General features: G+C 63.0%; 15 protein-coding genes. 4 read left to right on the forward strand and 11 right to left on the reverse strand.

Annotation, left to right across the window (positions count from 1 at the left end):
- Window positions 1-24 precede the first annotated feature (24 nt).
- From QAZ22_RS27800 to QAZ22_RS27820, 5 genes are all read right to left on the reverse strand, one after another.
- A complete protein-coding gene (locus tag QAZ22_RS27800) occupies window positions 25-999 on the reverse strand; it encodes an alpha/beta hydrolase (protein WP_278204023.1) in 975 nt (324 codons plus the stop codon).
- 318 nt (window positions 1,000-1,317) lie between these two features.
- Window positions 1,318-1,572 (reverse strand): hypothetical protein, encoded by a 255-nt coding sequence (locus QAZ22_RS27805; protein WP_278204024.1) that lies wholly within the window; start codon window positions 1,570-1,572, stop codon window positions 1,318-1,320.
- Between the two features lie 111 nt (window positions 1,573-1,683).
- Window positions 1,684-1,923 carry a hypothetical protein gene (locus tag QAZ22_RS27810; RefSeq protein WP_278204026.1) on the reverse strand — a complete coding sequence of 80 codons (240 nt, stop codon included), beginning with the start codon at window positions 1,921-1,923 and terminating at the stop codon, window positions 1,684-1,686.
- 799 nt (window positions 1,924-2,722) lie between these two features.
- Window positions 2,723-2,959: a hypothetical protein gene (locus tag QAZ22_RS27815; protein WP_278204027.1), complete on the reverse strand. Its 237-nt coding sequence runs from the start codon at window positions 2,957-2,959 to the stop codon at window positions 2,723-2,725.
- A complete protein-coding gene (locus tag QAZ22_RS27820) occupies window positions 2,959-3,126 on the reverse strand; it encodes a hypothetical protein (RefSeq protein ID WP_278204028.1) in 168 nt (55 codons plus the stop codon). The genes QAZ22_RS27815 and QAZ22_RS27820 overlap by 1 nt, the downstream gene beginning before the upstream one ends.
- Before the next feature lie 1,253 nt (window positions 3,127-4,379).
- On the opposite strand from QAZ22_RS27820, the gene QAZ22_RS27825 reads away from it, so the two are divergent.
- Both QAZ22_RS27825 and QAZ22_RS27830 read left to right on the forward strand, forming a co-directional pair.
- The gene (locus tag QAZ22_RS27825) at window positions 4,380-4,601 is read left to right on the forward strand and encodes a hypothetical protein (protein ID WP_278204030.1); all 222 of its coding nucleotides are present in this window, start codon (window positions 4,380-4,382) and stop codon (window positions 4,599-4,601) included.
- A 474-nt stretch (window positions 4,602-5,075) separates the two neighbouring features.
- The gene (locus tag QAZ22_RS27830) at window positions 5,076-5,411 is read left to right on the forward strand and encodes a hypothetical protein (RefSeq protein ID WP_278204031.1); all 336 of its coding nucleotides are present in this window, start codon (window positions 5,076-5,078) and stop codon (window positions 5,409-5,411) included.
- A 27-nt stretch (window positions 5,412-5,438) separates the two neighbouring features.
- Here QAZ22_RS27830 and QAZ22_RS27835 read toward each other — a convergent pair whose 3' ends face one another.
- From QAZ22_RS27835 to QAZ22_RS27850, 4 genes are all read right to left on the reverse strand, one after another.
- Window positions 5,439-7,055 carry an ABC transporter ATP-binding protein gene (locus QAZ22_RS27835; RefSeq protein ID WP_278204033.1) on the reverse strand — a complete coding sequence of 539 codons (1,617 nt, stop codon included), beginning with the start codon at window positions 7,053-7,055 and terminating at the stop codon, window positions 5,439-5,441.
- A gap of 12 nt (window positions 7,056-7,067) precedes the next feature.
- A complete protein-coding gene (locus tag QAZ22_RS27840; protein ID WP_278204035.1) occupies window positions 7,068-8,192 on the reverse strand; it encodes an ABC transporter permease subunit in 1,125 nt (374 codons plus the stop codon).
- Entirely contained in the window at window positions 8,185-9,108 is a 924-nt protein-coding gene (locus tag QAZ22_RS27845) for an ABC transporter permease subunit (protein WP_095813150.1), read from the reverse strand. Before QAZ22_RS27845 ends, QAZ22_RS27840 begins: the two co-directional genes overlap by 8 nt.
- 173 nt (window positions 9,109-9,281) lie before the next feature.
- The gene (locus tag QAZ22_RS27850) at window positions 9,282-10,874 is read right to left on the reverse strand and encodes a peptide ABC transporter substrate-binding protein (RefSeq protein WP_278204039.1); all 1,593 of its coding nucleotides are present in this window, start codon (window positions 10,872-10,874) and stop codon (window positions 9,282-9,284) included.
- 372 nt (window positions 10,875-11,246) lie between these two features.
- Between QAZ22_RS27850 and QAZ22_RS27855 the strand changes: the two genes are divergently transcribed.
- On the forward strand, window positions 11,247-11,612 hold the full coding sequence (locus QAZ22_RS27855) for a TadE/TadG family type IV pilus assembly protein (RefSeq protein ID WP_278204041.1): 366 nt from the start codon (window positions 11,247-11,249) through the stop codon (window positions 11,610-11,612).
- Window positions 11,609-13,378: a pilus assembly protein TadG-related protein gene (locus QAZ22_RS27860; protein ID WP_278204043.1), complete on the forward strand. Its 1,770-nt coding sequence runs from the start codon at window positions 11,609-11,611 to the stop codon at window positions 13,376-13,378. The genes QAZ22_RS27855 and QAZ22_RS27860 overlap by 4 nt, the downstream gene beginning before the upstream one ends.
- Before the next feature lie 8 nt (window positions 13,379-13,386).
- On the opposite strand, the gene QAZ22_RS27865 is transcribed toward QAZ22_RS27860, so the two are convergent.
- On the reverse strand, window positions 13,387-15,030 hold the full coding sequence (locus QAZ22_RS27865; RefSeq protein ID WP_278207964.1) for an alpha-glucosidase family protein: 1,644 nt from the start codon (window positions 15,028-15,030) through the stop codon (window positions 13,387-13,389).
- Window positions 15,030-17,030, reverse strand: coding sequence for a glycogen debranching protein GlgX (gene glgX / locus QAZ22_RS27870; protein ID WP_278204044.1), 2,001 nt, complete (start codon window positions 17,028-17,030; stop codon window positions 15,030-15,032). Before glgX ends, QAZ22_RS27865 begins: the two co-directional genes overlap by 1 nt.
- Window positions 17,031-17,130: the final 100 nt, after the last annotated feature.

Consider the following 17,130-nt stretch of genomic DNA (forward strand, 5'->3'; position numbering starts at 1 on the left):
GTCGCCGGTTCGATATAGGGCCGCCTAGCGGTCGCTCAGTTCGGCATCACCGGTGGACGACAGCGCAGCGATCTTGTCGATCATGGCAAGCACCACCTGCGGTGCCGTCTGGTGCACCATATGACCGGCATCGGGAACGATATCGACCAGCGAGTTCGGAAGCTCGGCGTGCAGGCGTAACGCCTCGGCCGGCGCGTCGAAAAGCTTGTCCCCAGCGCCAGCGATGATGCCGACGGGGGTGGGAATGTCGTCGTAGCGGGGTCTCGCGACCAGCGCCGCGACCCACATCAGATACGATTCCGCCGCGATGGATCGCAGCTGCGACGGACGGCTCGCCAACTCTTTCATCGCGGCCGCGAATGTCGCCGAGATCGCGGCCGGGCCAAATATCTTCCGCATCGACCAAGCCCAGCCAAGCCTGACCAGCGGCGGTAGCAGGGTGTGGCGGAACGCCGTTCCGATCAAAGGCATGGCCGGCAGCGCCGAAAGGGCGAGTTCGTATCTCGGCGGCGGATAATAGTAGCCCGAGACAAGCACGACACCGGCAACCGTTCCCGGATGCCGGCGCGCCATCTCGAGCGCCACCGTGGCGCCCCATGAGTGGCCAAGAACCAGATAGCGCCCGATCCCGAGTTTCGCCGCGGCGGCATCGATCAGATCGGCCTGCGCGGTGGCCGACCAAACCCTGCCGATCGGGCGCGAGCTCCCGCCGAAGCCTGGTCTGTCGAATGCCACAACACGATAGCTTGCGGCCGCCTTGCCGAAGATGCCGCTCGTCGTGAAGTCTTCGGCCGAAGCGCCATTGCCGTGCAGCAGCAGAAGCGGCGCGCCCAGGCCGTCCTCGATGACGTGCAGCCGCGCTCCCCCCACTTCCACGAAGCGGCCGAAACGGCGCCCGCGCAAAGCCCGCCGTGACCGCAACCCATTGTGGAGGGCAAGCGCCGCCGCTGCTGCGGCTAGGAGCAGGATTGCACGGTTCAGCGTCGTGATGTCAGGCATGATCCCGTGCTGCTAATTCCGTGCTGCTAACGACCGGTTGATATAAGTCTGAATGACTACTGCAGCACCGACAGCTGTCCAGAAGCACAGCTCCGAAAGTGAAGATCGCGTCCTCGCGGAGCTTGGCCCGTCGCAGCGGCCTGCGGTCCGTGCGACGGGCCAAGTGGCCGGCCTTTGCCCGCCAGCTCAAGGCGACCTCCCATACTCCGCTTCGAGGGCTAGCGGAGAACTTGTACAATGACCGGGATGTTTGATTGACGGCCATAAATTTTGTTAGTCACAACTGAAATGGCCGAGTTCGGCCTTGTAGATTGGTTCCTAGCTGCCGGGAGAGGAGCCGACCGGAAGCGGCTGACAGATGGTGAGAGTGGCGGAATAGACGGGGCTGCCGACTTCATCATGAACGATGACCGTCAGGGTCTCATCCAAATCGCTTGAAGACACTTCGTCGAGCGCGATGTCGTGTAGGGCCTTAAGCGCTTCCCACCGCATGTCACAGAGGGTGTCCAGATCGACGGAAGCGTCGCCCAGAGTTCGCCCATTACGAAGGACGTGAAAAAGATATGTCGGCATGTGCCATTGTGAGACGCCCGGGTCGCGCTCGTATTTTTAAATTTGAGTGTTCGCAGCCGGCTCAGGGTGAACGCGCCCAGGGCCGCTTGGTCCTCCCGCTCAACATCGCCACTATCGGCGTTGCGATGCTCGCCACCGCGGTGTGGCTATGTCGGCAAGGATGGTGATTTCGGCTTCGGTCAGCATGATCTGATAGCGCTGGGTGGAGTTTTTCGAGTAGATGTCGTCAGCAACAACTGAGATGGTGACGTCGCCGTTCTCACCGATCTGCAGGTCGTCAATCTGCAGTGGCTCTGAGTAAATGTGCTTCGGTGACCCCGCCTTCCGCCCCGGCTGAACGATCAAACGCAAAGTGTACTCCAATCCCGTGTCTGGTGTCGGCAACATCGCCAACGCAAGACCCGTGCCACACCCCTGCCGGTCACGGCCCGGCGGGCAACTGAGCCACCCGTCGCGACCGAACCGGGGGCACGGTCGAAAGGTTCCACTAGCCCACGCTTGTGAACCGATGCGCCCGCGTCGGGCATCCATAACGGCAAACTTGGCCCAAACCTCAGGCCGGCCTGCAGTCTGATGGCGCGCTAGCGTCATTGCTGGGAGTACGCATTAACAAATGTTTCCGACCGTCGTCGGGCGTTCGTGAGCATTGGTCCGTGTGGTGAAACATTTTTCGGCGACGCGGATTGGTAGTGGCTGCCGGCGCAAACCCCTTTCGTCGGTGGTTTTGGAAAGTGCGATGCCCGCCATTTTACGCCGATGGCGGGCATCAATCAGACTTCACAACAGGGCCTTCCCTCTTGACCTGTGCAGGAACATTGTGTCCCCCGCATTATTTAAGCAGAGCCGGCGAGAGTCGCTTCATCGTCGGCAGGAGAGAGGTGGATGCCCGCCGCTACCCCATCTGGCGGGCATCTGTTTGCACGCCCGGATGTGCCGGTTTCGCAAAAGCTTAGCAAGCCACCCGCCGCGCTTTCGCAGAATTCAAAAAGCCCGCCGGCCGAAGCCAGCGGGAATCTGGGGACAGCCAGGTGTGGGGGTGGGGACTTTCACCTGGCACAGGGGCAACGGTGCGGCGCGGCTTTTGTTTCAGGAATTGCTAAACGGCGGGACGATGTCGAATCGCTTTGACCCCCTTCAAAACACGCCCTGCTCAGTTGGATTTGCCTCCGCGATCCATGATCTCGCGACCCATGATCGCGGCCAGGATTGCTTCGTAGGCGCTTCCGACCTCCTCTTCGATTTCATCCTCGGAAACGCCCGCCGCCTTGGCGTCGGAAAACAACTTGTCGGTCAGTTCGGCGACCGAAATGATGTCTGCGCCAACGCTGCCGCGCATCACGTTATGGGTGATCCATTGGCTGAAGAATTCAGCACCGCGCTCGCTCATCAGTGTCGCCCTTTGAGGAAGTGAGCCTCTCGCAGCAGCGAGCTCCAGTCTGTCCCGATGAGGTGTATCAATTCGCGCGCTTCGTCGACGGTGACGCCGCTTTCGCGTGCCAGGCGCCTGGCCAGCAATTCTGTCTCGGCTGAGACCTTTTCCTGATCGTCTGTCATGGGGAACTCTCCATGGACGACAACCGCCGAAATAGACCTTTGTTTCAGCTACTCCTCGCGAAAATCCTTCAGCGAGGCATGGCGAAGCTTCTCCTCGCCCTTGAAGAACTTCATCCGGCCAAGCCCCGGCGTCAACATTCGGCCTTTTCCTTCCCCAGGCCCTTGGGCGCCGGTGCGCCGACCTTGACTTGCAGCGGTCTCGATCACCCCTCTCGAAAAGGTGTCGAAGGTTCTCGAACATCACGTGTCCGAGTTGTTCACAATCCCGCCGAAAAACACTGCGCCGATTGCTACGCTAAAGTCCGGCGCCGGAAGGACTGAGGGACGGAAGCCACCACTGGCAGCTCGATGGTTCTGCCTCCAAATCGGCCTCAACCCTTTGTTATGATGGATATTCCTGTCGCGACGCCATCAGATGCAGCCGAAGCTATCGTCTCCAAGGCGCGCTCGCGAAACCTTACAAATAATATCGTGAGAATGCCCGGGGGACAGAAGGCGAACGCTCCCGCCATTCCCCACAGAAACCCCACAGTTAAGTCGGAAACAAAGGCGAACAGAAGCACCCAAGCGTGACAAGAAATGGCGGAAATCCGGGCTTTTGCTGGCAAACCCCGTCGTTCGGGACGATGGGGTCGCAGGTCCAAATCCTGCCACTCCGACCAGAAAAAACAATGGGTTAGGCTCTCAGCCCTTCCATCTCCTTCCCGATATCCGCCTGAAACCATGCGCGCAGGCCGGCCATCCCGATCGTGATCGCCGCATTCCTGCTTTCAGGTTCTGCCATTGCTCTCGACTGTGACGCCGTCATCCTTGACGGCCCGCATATCCGCACGCCAAGCAGCGGGGGACGCCGATCGACCCTACGGCGGGACTCGATCGAAGACCGGATCGGCGATCGACGCCGGCAGCAGGCAGCCGCGATCCATTTTCCAGCTTTGAGGCGTGCAAGACATGCCTTCCACATGACGTTGGTCACCACTGACCGTGACCTTCGTCAGATGTTTCCGCCCCTCGAGCCACGATAGAAAGCCATATGCGCTCCTGTCGCGACCACCATCGACAGAGGTCCGCACGTCGCTCTCAGGTCGGGCTGCCGCTCTTGCCGCGGCGACGAGTCGAGCGCGCCTGGCTGCGATCTTCAATCGCCCAAAGATCAGCGGACGATCCGCATTTGTTGCAGACGAGAGCGCAGCCCTGGAATTCGTTCTCGAAAATTCTCTGGACCGGCGGGCTACATTCGAAGGGAAAGTGCCATGCAGGATTTGCCTAGAAACATCGATGCCGACGTCGTTATCGAAATCGGCCGCATACTCGATGATGCGCCCGCAGAGGCCGGGATTTCGGTGTCCGAGACGATCGCCGAATGCCGCCGGCATATTTCGACCAAGATGACGGACGAAGAGCTCGAGACGCTGATCGTCCGGATGAGCGGTCCGCGGGGCCGCGCCGTGATCTTTGATGGTGAGGCAGACTAGGTAGACTGGGTGGCCACGGCGGCCAGTCCCGCCCGGAAGATCCGCCTGAGAGCTTCTATTTTGGTCGAAGCGCCAGCGGCGTTGCCGACGTCTTCGGATCGAATGGATACGGCAAGATCCAGGACGGCGGCCCAGTCACGTCATATCAAAACCGCTCCGGTCCCGCGCTTGGCGTCTCGGTCTCTTAGGGAAGATAGGATGGTTGTGTTCCCGTCTCCCACCTAACCTTTCAGCAGCGAATAGCGAGCCTGAACAGTTGCCGCCGGCCATTGTGCTCGACAGCGCGCTCTTACTTTGACCTAAAGCGCGTCGCGATCTTTCAGATTCATTTCAGATTCGCTCCGTGCGCTTTAGGTTTTTGATTTTACGCATGTCTTTGTCCCGAAACCGGTTCCCACTTTCGGGAGACATGCTTTAATGGCACCCTGTCCCAGTTCGACGGAATCCAAACCATCGGAGCGGCCCGGTAAGAAAATGAAGTTCATGCCGACAGCTATTTTGCCGGTAATCGCGACGCTGCTTTTCGCCGCGGGCTGCTCATCGACGGCCGCGTCGATCGATCCGGCGAAATACGACAGGATGAGTTGTGCCGAGCTCAACAGCGCGCTCGGCGATACCGCCACCGAGATCTCACGGACTGCCATCGGCCGCGGCAAGGTCGCCAATACCAGCGTGCCGAGTTGGCTGCTCGGCGGCGAGCGGGTCAAGGCGGTTGTGGCCAATCGCGATACCGCCCGAATCGAAAAGCTGCAGCAACAGCAGCAGGCCATCGTCGCGGCAAGGAAGCAAAGATGCCCGTCCTCGCAATAAACCGCCTGCCGGCAAGCGGCGGTGAGTTCAGGCGCTGATCCTAAACCGCGCTGTGTCGATCGCCGCATTCATCAGCGTCCGGGTGTAGGCCTCGCGCGGATCGCCGAAGATTTCTTCCGTCGGCCCTTCCTCGACGATCTTTCCCTGCTTCATGACAATGATGTAGTCGGCCATGGCACGCACCACAGCGAGGTCGTGGCTGATGAAGAGATAGGACAGCTCGTGGTCGGCTTGCAGCTTGCGCAGCAGCTCGACGATCTGCTTCTGCACCGAGCGGTCGAGCGCCGAGGTCGGCTCGTCCAGCACCACCACCTTCGGCTTCAGGATCATGGCGCGGGCAATCGCGATGCGCTGGCGCTGGCCGCCGGAGAACTCGTGCGGGTAGCGGTTGCGCGCATTGGGATCGAGGCCGACCTCGCGCAGCGCCTCGACGGCGCGATGGTCGCGCTGCTTGCCGGTCAGCGACGGCTCGTGCACCAAAAGTCCCTCGGTGATGACCTGGCCGACCGTCATGCGTGGCGACAGCGAACCGAACGGATCCTGGAAGACGAGCTGCAATTCGCGCCTGAGCGGCCGCATCGCCTGGCGATCCGCCTCGGAGATGTCGCGGTCGCCGAAGCGGATGACGCCGTCGCTGGGCAAAAGCCTCAGCAGCGCGCGGCCGAGTGTCGACTTGCCGGAGCCGGACTCGCCGACGATGCCGATGGTCTGGTTTCGCTTCAGCCGAACCGAGATCTTATCCACCGCGCGCAGCATCAGAGGCTCGCCGCCGAGGAAGCCGCCGCCGATCTTGAAGACGACTTCGACATTGCGGCCTTCGAGCAGCACCGGCGAACTGGCTGGCGGCGCCGCCTTGGTGCCGGTCGGCTCGGCCGCGAGCAGCATCTTGGTATAGGCGTGCTGCGGGTTGGCGAAGAGCGCTTGCGCATCGCCCTCCTCCACCACCTCGCCCTGGCGCATGACATAGACGCGGTCGGCGAAGCGCCGCACGATGCCGAGGTCGTGGGTGATGAAGACGATCGCCATGCCGAGCTTGCGCTGCAGCTCTGCAAGCAGCATCAGAATCTGCGCCTGGATGGTGACGTCGAGCGCCGTCGTCGGCTCGTCGGCGATCAGAATGTCGGGATCGTTGGCCAAGGCCATGGCGATCATGACGCGCTGGCGCTGGCCGCCCGACATTTCGTGCGGATAGGATTTCATCCGCCGTTCGGGATCGGGAATGTGCACCAGCCTCAGGAGCTTCAGCGCTTCCTCGCGCGCCGCCTGCGCGTTGAGGCCGCGGTGCCGGCGGATCGGCTCGATGAGCTGGTTGCCGATCGTGTAGAGCGGATCGAGCGAGGTCATCGGCTCCTGAAAGATCATGCTGATCTTGCGCCCACGCACCTTGTTGAGCTCGCTCTTGGTCATCTCCAGAAGATTGCGGCCGCGATAGTCGACCTGGCCGGTCGCCTCGCCATTGGAGGAAAGCAGGCTCATCGCCGCCATCATCGTCTGGCTCTTGCCGGAGCCGGATTCGCCGACCACGGCGACGGTCTCGCCGGCATTGACGCTGATGTTGATGCCCTTGACCGCCTCGACTGTGCCGTCGAGGGTCTGGAAGCGGACGCGCAGGTCCTTGACGCTGAGGATCGTTTCGGAAGCCATGTCAGCGATCCCCTATCGATCTTTCGGGTCGAGCGCGTCGCGCAGGCCGTCGCCGACGAAATTCAACGCAAACAACGTCGAGACGAGAAAGAAGGCCGGGAACAGAAGCAGCCAGTTGGCATAGCCGATGTTCTTGGCGCCGACGGAAATCAGCACGCCCCAGCTGGTCATCGGCTCCTGCACGCCGAGGCCAAGGAAGGAAAGAAAACTCTCCAGGATGATTACCTGCGGCACGAGCAACGTCATGTAGATGACCACCGGACCGAGCAGATTCGGGATGACATGGCGCACGAGGATGCCGCGATGGCCGACACCCATCGCTTCGGCCGCCTGGACATATTCCTGCCTGCGGATCGACAGCGCCTGGCCGCGCACGATGCGCGCCATGTCGAGCCACAGCACCGCTCCGACCGCCAGGAACATCAGCACGAAGTTGCGGCCGAAGAACACCACCAGCATGATGACGAAGAAGATGAACGGCAACGAGTAAAGCACGTCGACGACGCGCATCATCACCTCGTCGACCCTGCCGCCGGCAAAGCCGGCCGTCGCGCCGTAAATGACGCCGATGACGCCGGCGACGACGCCGGCAAGCAGGCCGATGGCCAGCGAAATGCGCCCCGCCATCAACGTGCGCGAGAGCAGGTCGCGCCCGGTGTTGTCGGTGCCGAAGAAGAAATATTGCTGCTTGAGGGCCGAGCTCATCGTGACTTCAAGGCCGTCGGGCGACTTGCTTTCGATCCTGGTGTCGTCGAAGGCATCGGAGCGGTCGAGATAGCGGATGTTGCGGTCGTCGATCGGCTTGGTCGAGGTGACGGTGACGATGACGCGGCTGTCGTCCTGATGCCATTCCTTGATGTCGACGCGCATGCGCTTGATCGCATCGCTCAGAGCGCCCTGGATCATGTCCGGCTTGGGATAGGCCGAAAGGCTCGGCGGCGTGCGGACATAGTCGCCATAGATGGTCGTGTATTCATGCGGCACGACCATTGGGCCGAACACGCTGATGATGGCGATGAACGCCAGGTAGTAGAGGCTGAACATGGCGGCGCGGTTGCGCTTCAGCCGCGCCCAGGCATTGCCCCAGAGCGAGCGGCCGACGATCGGCTCCGGAACGGCGACTGCAAGCTCAGTCATAGCGCACCCTCGGATCAACGACCGCGTAGAGGAGATCGACGATCAGGTTGAAGACGATGGTAAAGAGCGCGATCACCACCACGGTTCCCATGACCAGCGTGTAGTCGCGGTTGAGCGCGGCATCGACGAAGTAGCGCCCGACTCCCGGGATGGAGAAGATGGTCTCGACGATGATCGAGCCGGTGAGCAACGCCGCCGCCGCCGGGCCGGTGAAGGAGACGATCGGCAGGACGGCGCCGCGCAATGCGTGCTTGACCACCACCGACCAGTCGGAGAGGCCGAGCGCGCGGGCTGTGCGGATATGGTGCGAGCGCAGGCTCTCGATCATCGAGCCGCGCATCAGGCGGGCGACGATGGCGATCTGCGGCAAGGCGAGCGTCAGCACCGGCCCGACCTTGTTGATCAGGGCGCCGTCACCCCAGCCGCCGATCGGCAACAGCTTCCAGGAAAGCCCGAAGACAAGCTGGATCACCGGCGCGGTGACGAAGGTGGGGATGGTGCTGCCGGCGGTAGCTAAGGCAATCACCGAATAGTCGGCTATCTTATTCTGGTTGAGCGCCGCGATCGTGCCGAGGATCGAGCCCAACAGCAGCGCCAGCACCAGCGCCGAGGTACCGATCTGCACCGAGATCGGCAGGCCCTTGGCGAAGAGCTCGGTGACGGTGAAATCCGGCAGGTTGTAGCTCGGGCCGAAACTGCCGCGCAGAAGATTGCCGAGATAGTGGACATATTGCAGCCAGAGCGGATCGTCGAGGCCGAACTGGGCTTCGAGATTGGCCCTGATCTCGGGGCTCAGGCCCCGCTCCTGGTTGAACGGGCCCCCTGGCGCGACGCGGATCAGGAAGAACGCCACCGTCACGATGACGAATAGCGTCGGGATGGCGGTCAAAAGCCGCCGGAAGACATAACGCAGCATCGGCGCCCCGCTTCAGCCAGGGCGACAGCTCTCCAGACGAGACCGTGGCGCGCTGGCATCTCTGATCTTCGCACCGGGCAGCCTGAAAATCCAATCCGACTTTCGGCCCGGCACGACGACAGACCGCGACCGCCGCTCCCAAAAGAGAGCGGCGGCACGGCCAAGGTTTCTTGTCAGTCCTTGGAGATGAAGCGGGACGGATGAATGTCCATCACATTGTCGTCGAAGCCATGCACCTTCGAGGAAACGATGTCGTGGTAGCTGTAGTAGAGAAGCGGGATCTGTCCGACGTCGTCGACGAGGATGCGCTCGGCTGCGGCAAGGTCCTTCATGCGCTCCTCGGGCTTGCCGCCGGCGGCGGCCGCCTTGTCCATTGCAGCCTCATAGGCCGGGCTGTTGTAGTTCGAGTAGTTGTTGCCGCTGGCCTTGCGCGAGATGCCGAGGAAAGTCTCGGGATCCTTGTAGTCGGCGATCCAGGCGGCGCGGGCGACGTCGTAGTTACCCTTCTGCTCGAGGAAGCCATAGTGGGTCTTGGTGTCGGTGTTGAGCAGCGTCACCTCGACGCCGAGCGGCTTCAGCTGTTCCTGGATGGCGACCGCCGTATTCTTATGGTTCTCCGAGGTGTTGTAGCGGATCTCCATCTTCAACGGATGCTCGGGCGTATAGCCGAGCTTCTCCAGGATCTTCTTGGCCGCATCCTCGCGGTCGATCTGCGGCATGTCGGCGTATTTGGCCAGTGCCGGCGTATACCCCTCGATGCCCGGAGGCACCATCGAATAGCCGGGCAGCATCGAGTTCTGCCAGACCTTCTCGGCGAGGAAGTCGCGATCGATCGCCATCGAGATGGCGTTGCGCAGCTCGACATTGTCCCACGGCGCCTTGTCGGTCTTGATCGCATAATAATAGGTGCCGAGATATGGCCCCACACGGACCTGGTCACCGAATTTGGTTTTGAGATCGGCGAGCTGTTCGGTCGGCAGGTCGCCATAGCTGTCGAGTTCGCCGGCCTCGAAACGCTTCATCGCCGACGAGCGATCCTCGGTCGGGATGTAGTTGACTACGTCGAGCTTGACGCTCGCGGCGTCCCAGAACTTCGGGTTCTTGACCAATTTCATATGGTCGTTGGGAACCCACTCCGCCAGCGTATAGGCGCCGTTGGAGACCAGCTTGCCCGGCTTGATCCAGTCGGCGCCGAGCTTGTCTATGGAGGCCTTGTTGACCGGATAGGTCGCCTGGTGGGTCAGCATCTCCAGGAAGTAGGGCGTCGGAGCCTTCAGCGTGACTTCAAGCGTGTTGGCGTCGATCGCCTTCACGCCCATATCCTCGGCCTTGCCTTTCTTGGTGTTGAAGTCCTCGGCGCCCTTCACCGGATAGAGCATCGAGGCGTATTCCGCAGCGGTGGCGGGATCTTCCAGCCGATGGAAGGAATAGACGAAGTCGTCCGCCGTCACCGGGCTGCCATCCGACCAGAGGCCGTCCTTGCGCAGCTTGAAGGTGTAGACGGTGCCGTCGTCGGACACCGTCCAGCTTTCGGCGGCGCCCGGAATGAGGTTCGTCTTCTGGTCATGCATGACGAGGCCCTGGAACAGGTCTCGTATGATATCGGCTTCGTAGACTGTCGACGTCTTGTGCGGATCGACCGTTTCCGCTTCGGCGGCAGCCCCGCGGTTGTAGACGGTTTCGGCGAAGGCTGGCGTGTAGAAGGTCCCGGTCGCCAAGGCCATGGTGGTGGCGAACACGGTCGCCTTCAGCAGATTTTTCAGCATGAAGTCTCTCCCTTTGGACGCGGCCCCTCAACCACGCCATGAGTGTTGACGCCCCGGAACCGTTCGACGGGTTCCTTTTGAGCGTGCCGCCGGTCCCTTCCGGCGGCTGGTGGCGGCGAGACTAGACAGAGCGAAATCTTATTTCAACTGCCCACTGCTTGACGTTGAGTGAGCTGCGCCTCGCTAAAACAGCGAAATCTAAAGCTTAAGCATTCCGTTCAACTTGGTGCACCTTTCGGTTGTTCCAGCCGTTTTCTGTTTTTGCAGGCAGGCTTTGGCATTCTCCGGACCATGCTGAAGAACCGAAAATTCCTTGCTCCTTGGTCTTGTTTCCGGGCTGACGCCGCTGGCACGTCGGCGGTCGAATTCGCCATGCTGGCGCCGATCTTCATCCTGCTTTTGCTCGGAATGGTTGCATACGGAATCTATTTCGGCGCCAGCCATTCGGTCCAGCAAATCGCCGCCGACGCGGCACGAACGGCGATTGCCGGCCTCAACCAGACGGAGCGACAGGCGCTGGTCACAGATTTCATCGCCCACGACGTCGCAGGTTATCCCTTTGTCGACCCGAACAAGCTGACGGTCGACGCCAGGGACAGCGTCGTCGACGGCAGCCAGTTCGTCGTCTCGGTCAGCTATGACGCGCGCAACCTGCCGATCTGGAACCTGTTCCATGACCTGCCGCTGCCGGGCACCACGATCCAGCGTCAATCGACGATCCGGGTCGGAGGCATATGATGCGCAATTCGGGCGGGGGCCTGATGGACGCGGCGCGACGGCTGATCGCCGACCGGCGCGCCAACTTCGCGGTCATGACGGCGCTCTGCACGCCGGTCGCGCTGGCGCTGACCGCATTCGCGGTCGACGAAGGCTCACTCTACAATGAACGCCGCGCCGCGCAGTCGATCGTCGACCTCGCTGCGATCACCGCCGCCGCCCACATCAACAATGCCCAGCAAGCGGTGCTGACGACGCTGAAGGACAACGGGATCACGTCCGTCGCCGTGCAGCAACAGGGCGCCAACGTCGCGCCGACCGGCAGCAAGGCGGTCGTGCAGGTCGTGCCCGGGCGCTATTCCGGGGTCAGCTCCATAGCGGCCGGCAGCCGCTTCGAGGCCGGCAAGCTGCCCTACAATGCCGTACAGGTGTCGCTGAAGAAGCAGGGCACGCTCTATTTCGCCGCCTCGATGATGGCGCCGCCGGTGATCGGCACGACGGCCACCGCCAGCGCCCAGCCCGAAGCGGCGTTCTCGGTCGGGTCGCGCCTCGCCAGCGTCAACGGCGGCATTCTCAACGCGCTGCTCGGCGCCCTTCTCGGCGGCAACATCTCGCTCAGCGTGATGGACTACAATTCGCTGATCTCGGCCGATGTCGACGTTCTTTCCTTCACCGACGCCTTGGCGACGCAATTGCATCTGACCGGCGTGACCTACTCGGACGTGCTCGCCTCGAAGGCGACGATCGGTCAGATCGCCACGGCCATGGCCAACGTGCCCGGGCTCGACCGGACGGCCAAGCTCGCGCTGCAGACCATGGCCTCGAGCGCCACCAATACGGTCAAGATCCCGCTCAGCCAGCTCATCGACCTCGGCTCGGTGGGCAGCCTCGGCCTCGGACAGAAGCCGGCCGGACTTTCGGTCGACGCCAGCGCCATGAGCATGCTGACCGCAGCCGCCGCTTTAGCCAACGGCACGAACCAGGTCGCCGTCAATCTCGGCGCCACCATACCAGGGCTGACATCGACGACGCTCCAGATCGCCATCGGCGAGCCGATGCAGAACTCGCCCTGGCTGGCGGTGGGAGAGTTGGGCACGGTGGTACGCACGGCGCAGACGCGCATCAAGCTCAACGCCAGCGTCACCGTCGGCACGCCCAATCTTGGCGGCGGCATCAAGCTGCTCGCCGTCAACCTGCCGCTCAATGTCGAGGTCGCCTATGCCGAAGCCAAGCTGACCGACATCAGCTGCCCGACCGGCCCATCCAGCATCAAGGTTTCCATCGCCGCGCAGCCCGGCGTCGTCTCGGCGCATCTCGCCGACAGCAGCGCCAGCGGCTTTGCCGATTTCACCAAGCCGCAATCCTTCAGCGACGCCGATATCGCCGATGTCAAGGCCAAGCTGCTGCTGATCAACCTCAACCTTTTGCAGATCAAGGGATCGTCGGCCTTATCGGTCACCAACATGATGCCGACGACCCTCACCTTCAGCGCCACCGATATCGCCAACAAGGCAATCAAAACGGTGTCGACGAAGAATCTCACGCAGTCGCTCACCACCTCGCTGGTGAACAACCTGTCGCTGTCGGTCAATGCGCTCGGCCTCGGCATTGACGTGACTTCGCTGCTCGGCACGGTGAAACCGGCGGTCACAACGCTGCTCAACGGCGTGACCGCGCCGGTCGACGACCTCGTCTACAACGTGCTTGCGGCGCTTGGCGTGCATGTCGGCGAGGCCGATGTGCGCGTCACCGGCGCGGTCTGCGGACGCTCGGTGCTGGTGCAGTAGGCGGGCCGTCAGCCAATTCTCCCGGCGAAGCAACCCACAGGCGGCAGCGCCAGCGCAATCTCTTCGAGAACACCGCCAAGGACGCCGGCGACGTCAACGGCAAGAGCCGTTATCTCGACATCCCTGATCTCGGCCGGCAGCGTCCAGCTCGCCGGTTCACCGGCGAAGTTGAAGACGCATAACAACCTCTCGTCTTGATGCTCGCGGACAAAGGCCAGCACATCGCCCTCGGCTTCGAGAAAACGGATCGAGCCGGCGATCAGCGCCGGATGACGCTTGCGCAGGGCCAGGATCGAGCGATAGGCGGCAAGCACCGAACCATCTTCACCGTTTTGCACATCGACTGCCCGGGCGCGATGCGCCTGCGGCACCGGCAACCAGGGCTTTGCCGTGGAGAAGCCGCCATTCTCGGCGCCGGCTTCCCAGACCATCGGCGTGCGGCAACCGTCCCTGCCCTTCACGCCCGGCCAGAAGCGGATGCCCAGCGGATCGCGCAGATCCTCATAGGCAAGCTCGGCTTCCTCAAGCCCAAGCTCCTCGCCCTGATAGAGGCAGATCGAGCCGCGCAGGCAAGAAAGCAGCGCGATCGAGAATTTCGCCACGATGTCCGGGTTCTCGCCGGGCCGCGTCCAGCGGCTGACGTGGCGCATGACGTCGTGGTTGGAGAAGGCCCAGCAGACCCAGCCGTCTGCAACGGCATTCTCGAACGCCTCGACGCAGCCGCGCACATGGGCGGCGGAGAATTGCTGACCCAGCAGGTCGAAGGTGTAGCACATCTGCAGCTTGTCGCCGCCGGAGGTGTAGGCTGCGAGCGTCTGCAGCGAACGGTCCTCGTCGCCCACCTCGCCGACCGCGGCGCGGTCCGGATACTCGTCGAGCAGCGCGCGGAACCGCTTCAGGAAGTCGAGATTCTCTGGCCGCGTCTTGTCGAAGAGATGCTCCTGAAAGGCGTAGGTGGTGGTGGCGCCATTGGTGCCGGCGACGCTTGACGCCAATGGCGGGTTGTCGCGGAGCCAACGGTCGTGGACATAGTAGTTGACCGTATCCAACCGGAAGCCGTCGACGCCGCGCTCCAGCCAGAAGCGCACGGTGTCGAGGACCGCGTCCTGCACCTCCGGGGTATGGAAATTGAGGTCCGGCTGCGCGGCCAGGAAATTGTGCATGTAGTACTGCCGGCGGGTGGCGTCCCACTCCCAGGCGGGGCCGCCGAACAGCGATTGCCAGTTGTTGGGCGCGCTGCCATCCGGCTTGGCATCGGCCCAGACATACCAGTCGGCCCTGGCGTTGTCGCGGCTGGCGCGGCTTTCGACGAACCATTCATGCCTGTCGGACGAATGCGAGATCACCTGGTCGATGATGAGCTTCAGGCCGAGCCTATGCGCCTCGGCAACCAGCGCGTCGAACTCCTCCAGCGTGCCGAACATCGGATCGACGTCGCGATAGTCCGACACGTCGTAGCCCATGTCGGCCATCGGCGACTTGAAGAAGGGCGAGAGCCAGACGGCGTCGACGCCGAGCGAGGCGACATGGGCGAGCCGTGACGTGATGCCCTTGAGATCGCCGCTGCCGTCGCCGCTCGTGTCCTGGAAGGAGCGCGGATAGATCTGGTAGATCACGCAGCCGCGCCACCATTCCGAATTGCCATCAGCCATCATGAAGCCTTTCCGGCGCGGGTCTTGCCAGCCCTGCGCTCGATCATGAAATTGACGCTGCGGCCCGGCAGCGGCCGCGCCAGGCCGATCGCCTGCGCCTCGATCGCCGGATGCCACTCGTAGCCGTCTCGAGCCGGCAAGGTGAAGACGCATTGGCGACGGTCGCCATTGACCATGACGGCAAGGCGACCGCCTTCGCTATTCCCCAGCATCATGACGAGGCGATGTCGACCGGGATCGTTCCATTCGGCCTCGCCGAGCGGCACGCCGGTTTCGGTCAGCCAGACGACGTCGGGGATTTCCGATCCATCGGCGGCTTCTCCCGTCAGGAAATTCGTGTCGGACAATGGCGGAAAAACGCGACGCAGTGCTGAGAGTGACGAGGCGTATCGCTCCAGCGCCCGATCGCGGCCGGCCCAGTCGAGCCAGGTGATGGCGTTGTCCTGCGCGTAGGCATTGTTGTTGCCTCTCTGTGTGCGGCCGAACTCGTCGCCGGCGCTCAGCATGATCGTGCCGCGCGAGGCAAAGAGCGTCGCAAGCAGCGCGCATCGATCGCCGAAGCGGGCCTCGGCGATTTCCGCGTCATCCGTCTCGCCCTCGACGCCGTTGTTCCACGACAGATTGTCGTTGTGGCCGTCGCGATTCTGCTCGCCATTGGCCGTGTTGTGCTTCTTTTCATAGGCGACGAGGTCGGCCAGCGTCACGCCGTCATGCGCGGCTATGAAGTTGACGGTGCGGCTCACCGGCTGCCCTGCCCTGCCGAACACGTCGGAGGAGCCGGCAAGCCGCGTGGCCAAAGCGCCGACCATGCCGGCATCGCCGCGCCAGAAGCGCCTGACATCGTCGCGATAGCGGTCGTTCCATTCCAGATAAGGCGGCTGGAAGTTGCCGAGCTGATAGCCGTTCGGCCCGATGTCCCACGGCTCGGCGATCAGGAAGCGATCGGCAAGCACCGGATCGCCCGCGATGGCCTGGAGCAGCGGCGCTTCCGGATCGAACGCACCGTCGACGCGGCCGAGCACCGGCGCCAGGTCTAAGCGGAAGCCATCGACGCCTGCGAAGCGGGCGAAATGGCGGAGCGTGTCGAGCACCATATCCCGCACGACCGGATGATCGCATGCGACCGTGTTGCCCGTACCGGTGTCGTTGGCCAGCCGGCCGTCCGGCAGGTGACTGTAATAGGCCCGCGCGTCGAGGCCGCGCAGCGACAGCGTCGGACCAAACCTGTCGCTCTCCCCGGTGTGGTTGAAGACGAGGTCCAGGATGGTGCCGATGCCTGCCTCGCGCAACGCCGCGACGGTGTCGCGCAATTCCTTGAGACCGCCGGGCGCCAGGCGCGGATCGAGCGCCATGAAGGTGACGGGGTTGTAGCCCCAGGCGTTGCTCAGTCCCAGCGGCGGCAAATGGCGCTCGTCGATCGACGCCGTGATCGGCATCAGTTCGACGGCGGAGACGCCGAGGCGCTTCAGATGCTCGAGGACGGCGGGGTGGGCGAGCGCCGCAACGGTGCCGCGCCGCGCTTCCGGGACATCCGGATGCAGTTTGGTGAAGGAGCGGACGTTGAGCTCGTAGATCAGGCCGCCGGGCTGGAACAGCGGCGGCTTCAAGGGCACAGGCTCCGGCAAAGCACGCGCCACGGCCTTCGGCATCAGCGGAGCGGTGTCGGCGCCTTCGTTGCGTTTGGCGGCAAGCCGCCAATGGTATTGATAGGGCCGATCGATCTCGACGGCGTAGGGGTCGATGAGAAGCTTGTCCGGATCGAACCAGAGGCCGCGCTCGGGCGCATAGCCGCCATCGGCGCGAAGGCCGTAGCGCGTGCCCTCAGCGAGGCCGGAGACGAGGAGCGCATGCACGCCCTCGCCTTCCGGCTTCAGTTCCAGCCGGTCGAGTTCGCGCGTGCCGCTGTCATCGAAGAGCGAGACCCAAAGGCGTCTCGCAGCTGACGACCAGACGGCGAAGCGGATGCCTTGGGGGGTAACGGTGGCGCCAAAATCGCTCACGCCCGCCAGCCTCGTAGCGTGTTGCAAACGTTGGAGATGGGCCGAAGCCTCCGCGACGTCGTCATCCCAGGGCGAAGCAGGAGCGAAGCTCCGTCGCGAA

The organism is Mesorhizobium sp. WSM4906 (genome assembly GCF_029674625.1).
GTDB lineage: Bacteria > Pseudomonadota > Alphaproteobacteria > Rhizobiales > Rhizobiaceae > Mesorhizobium.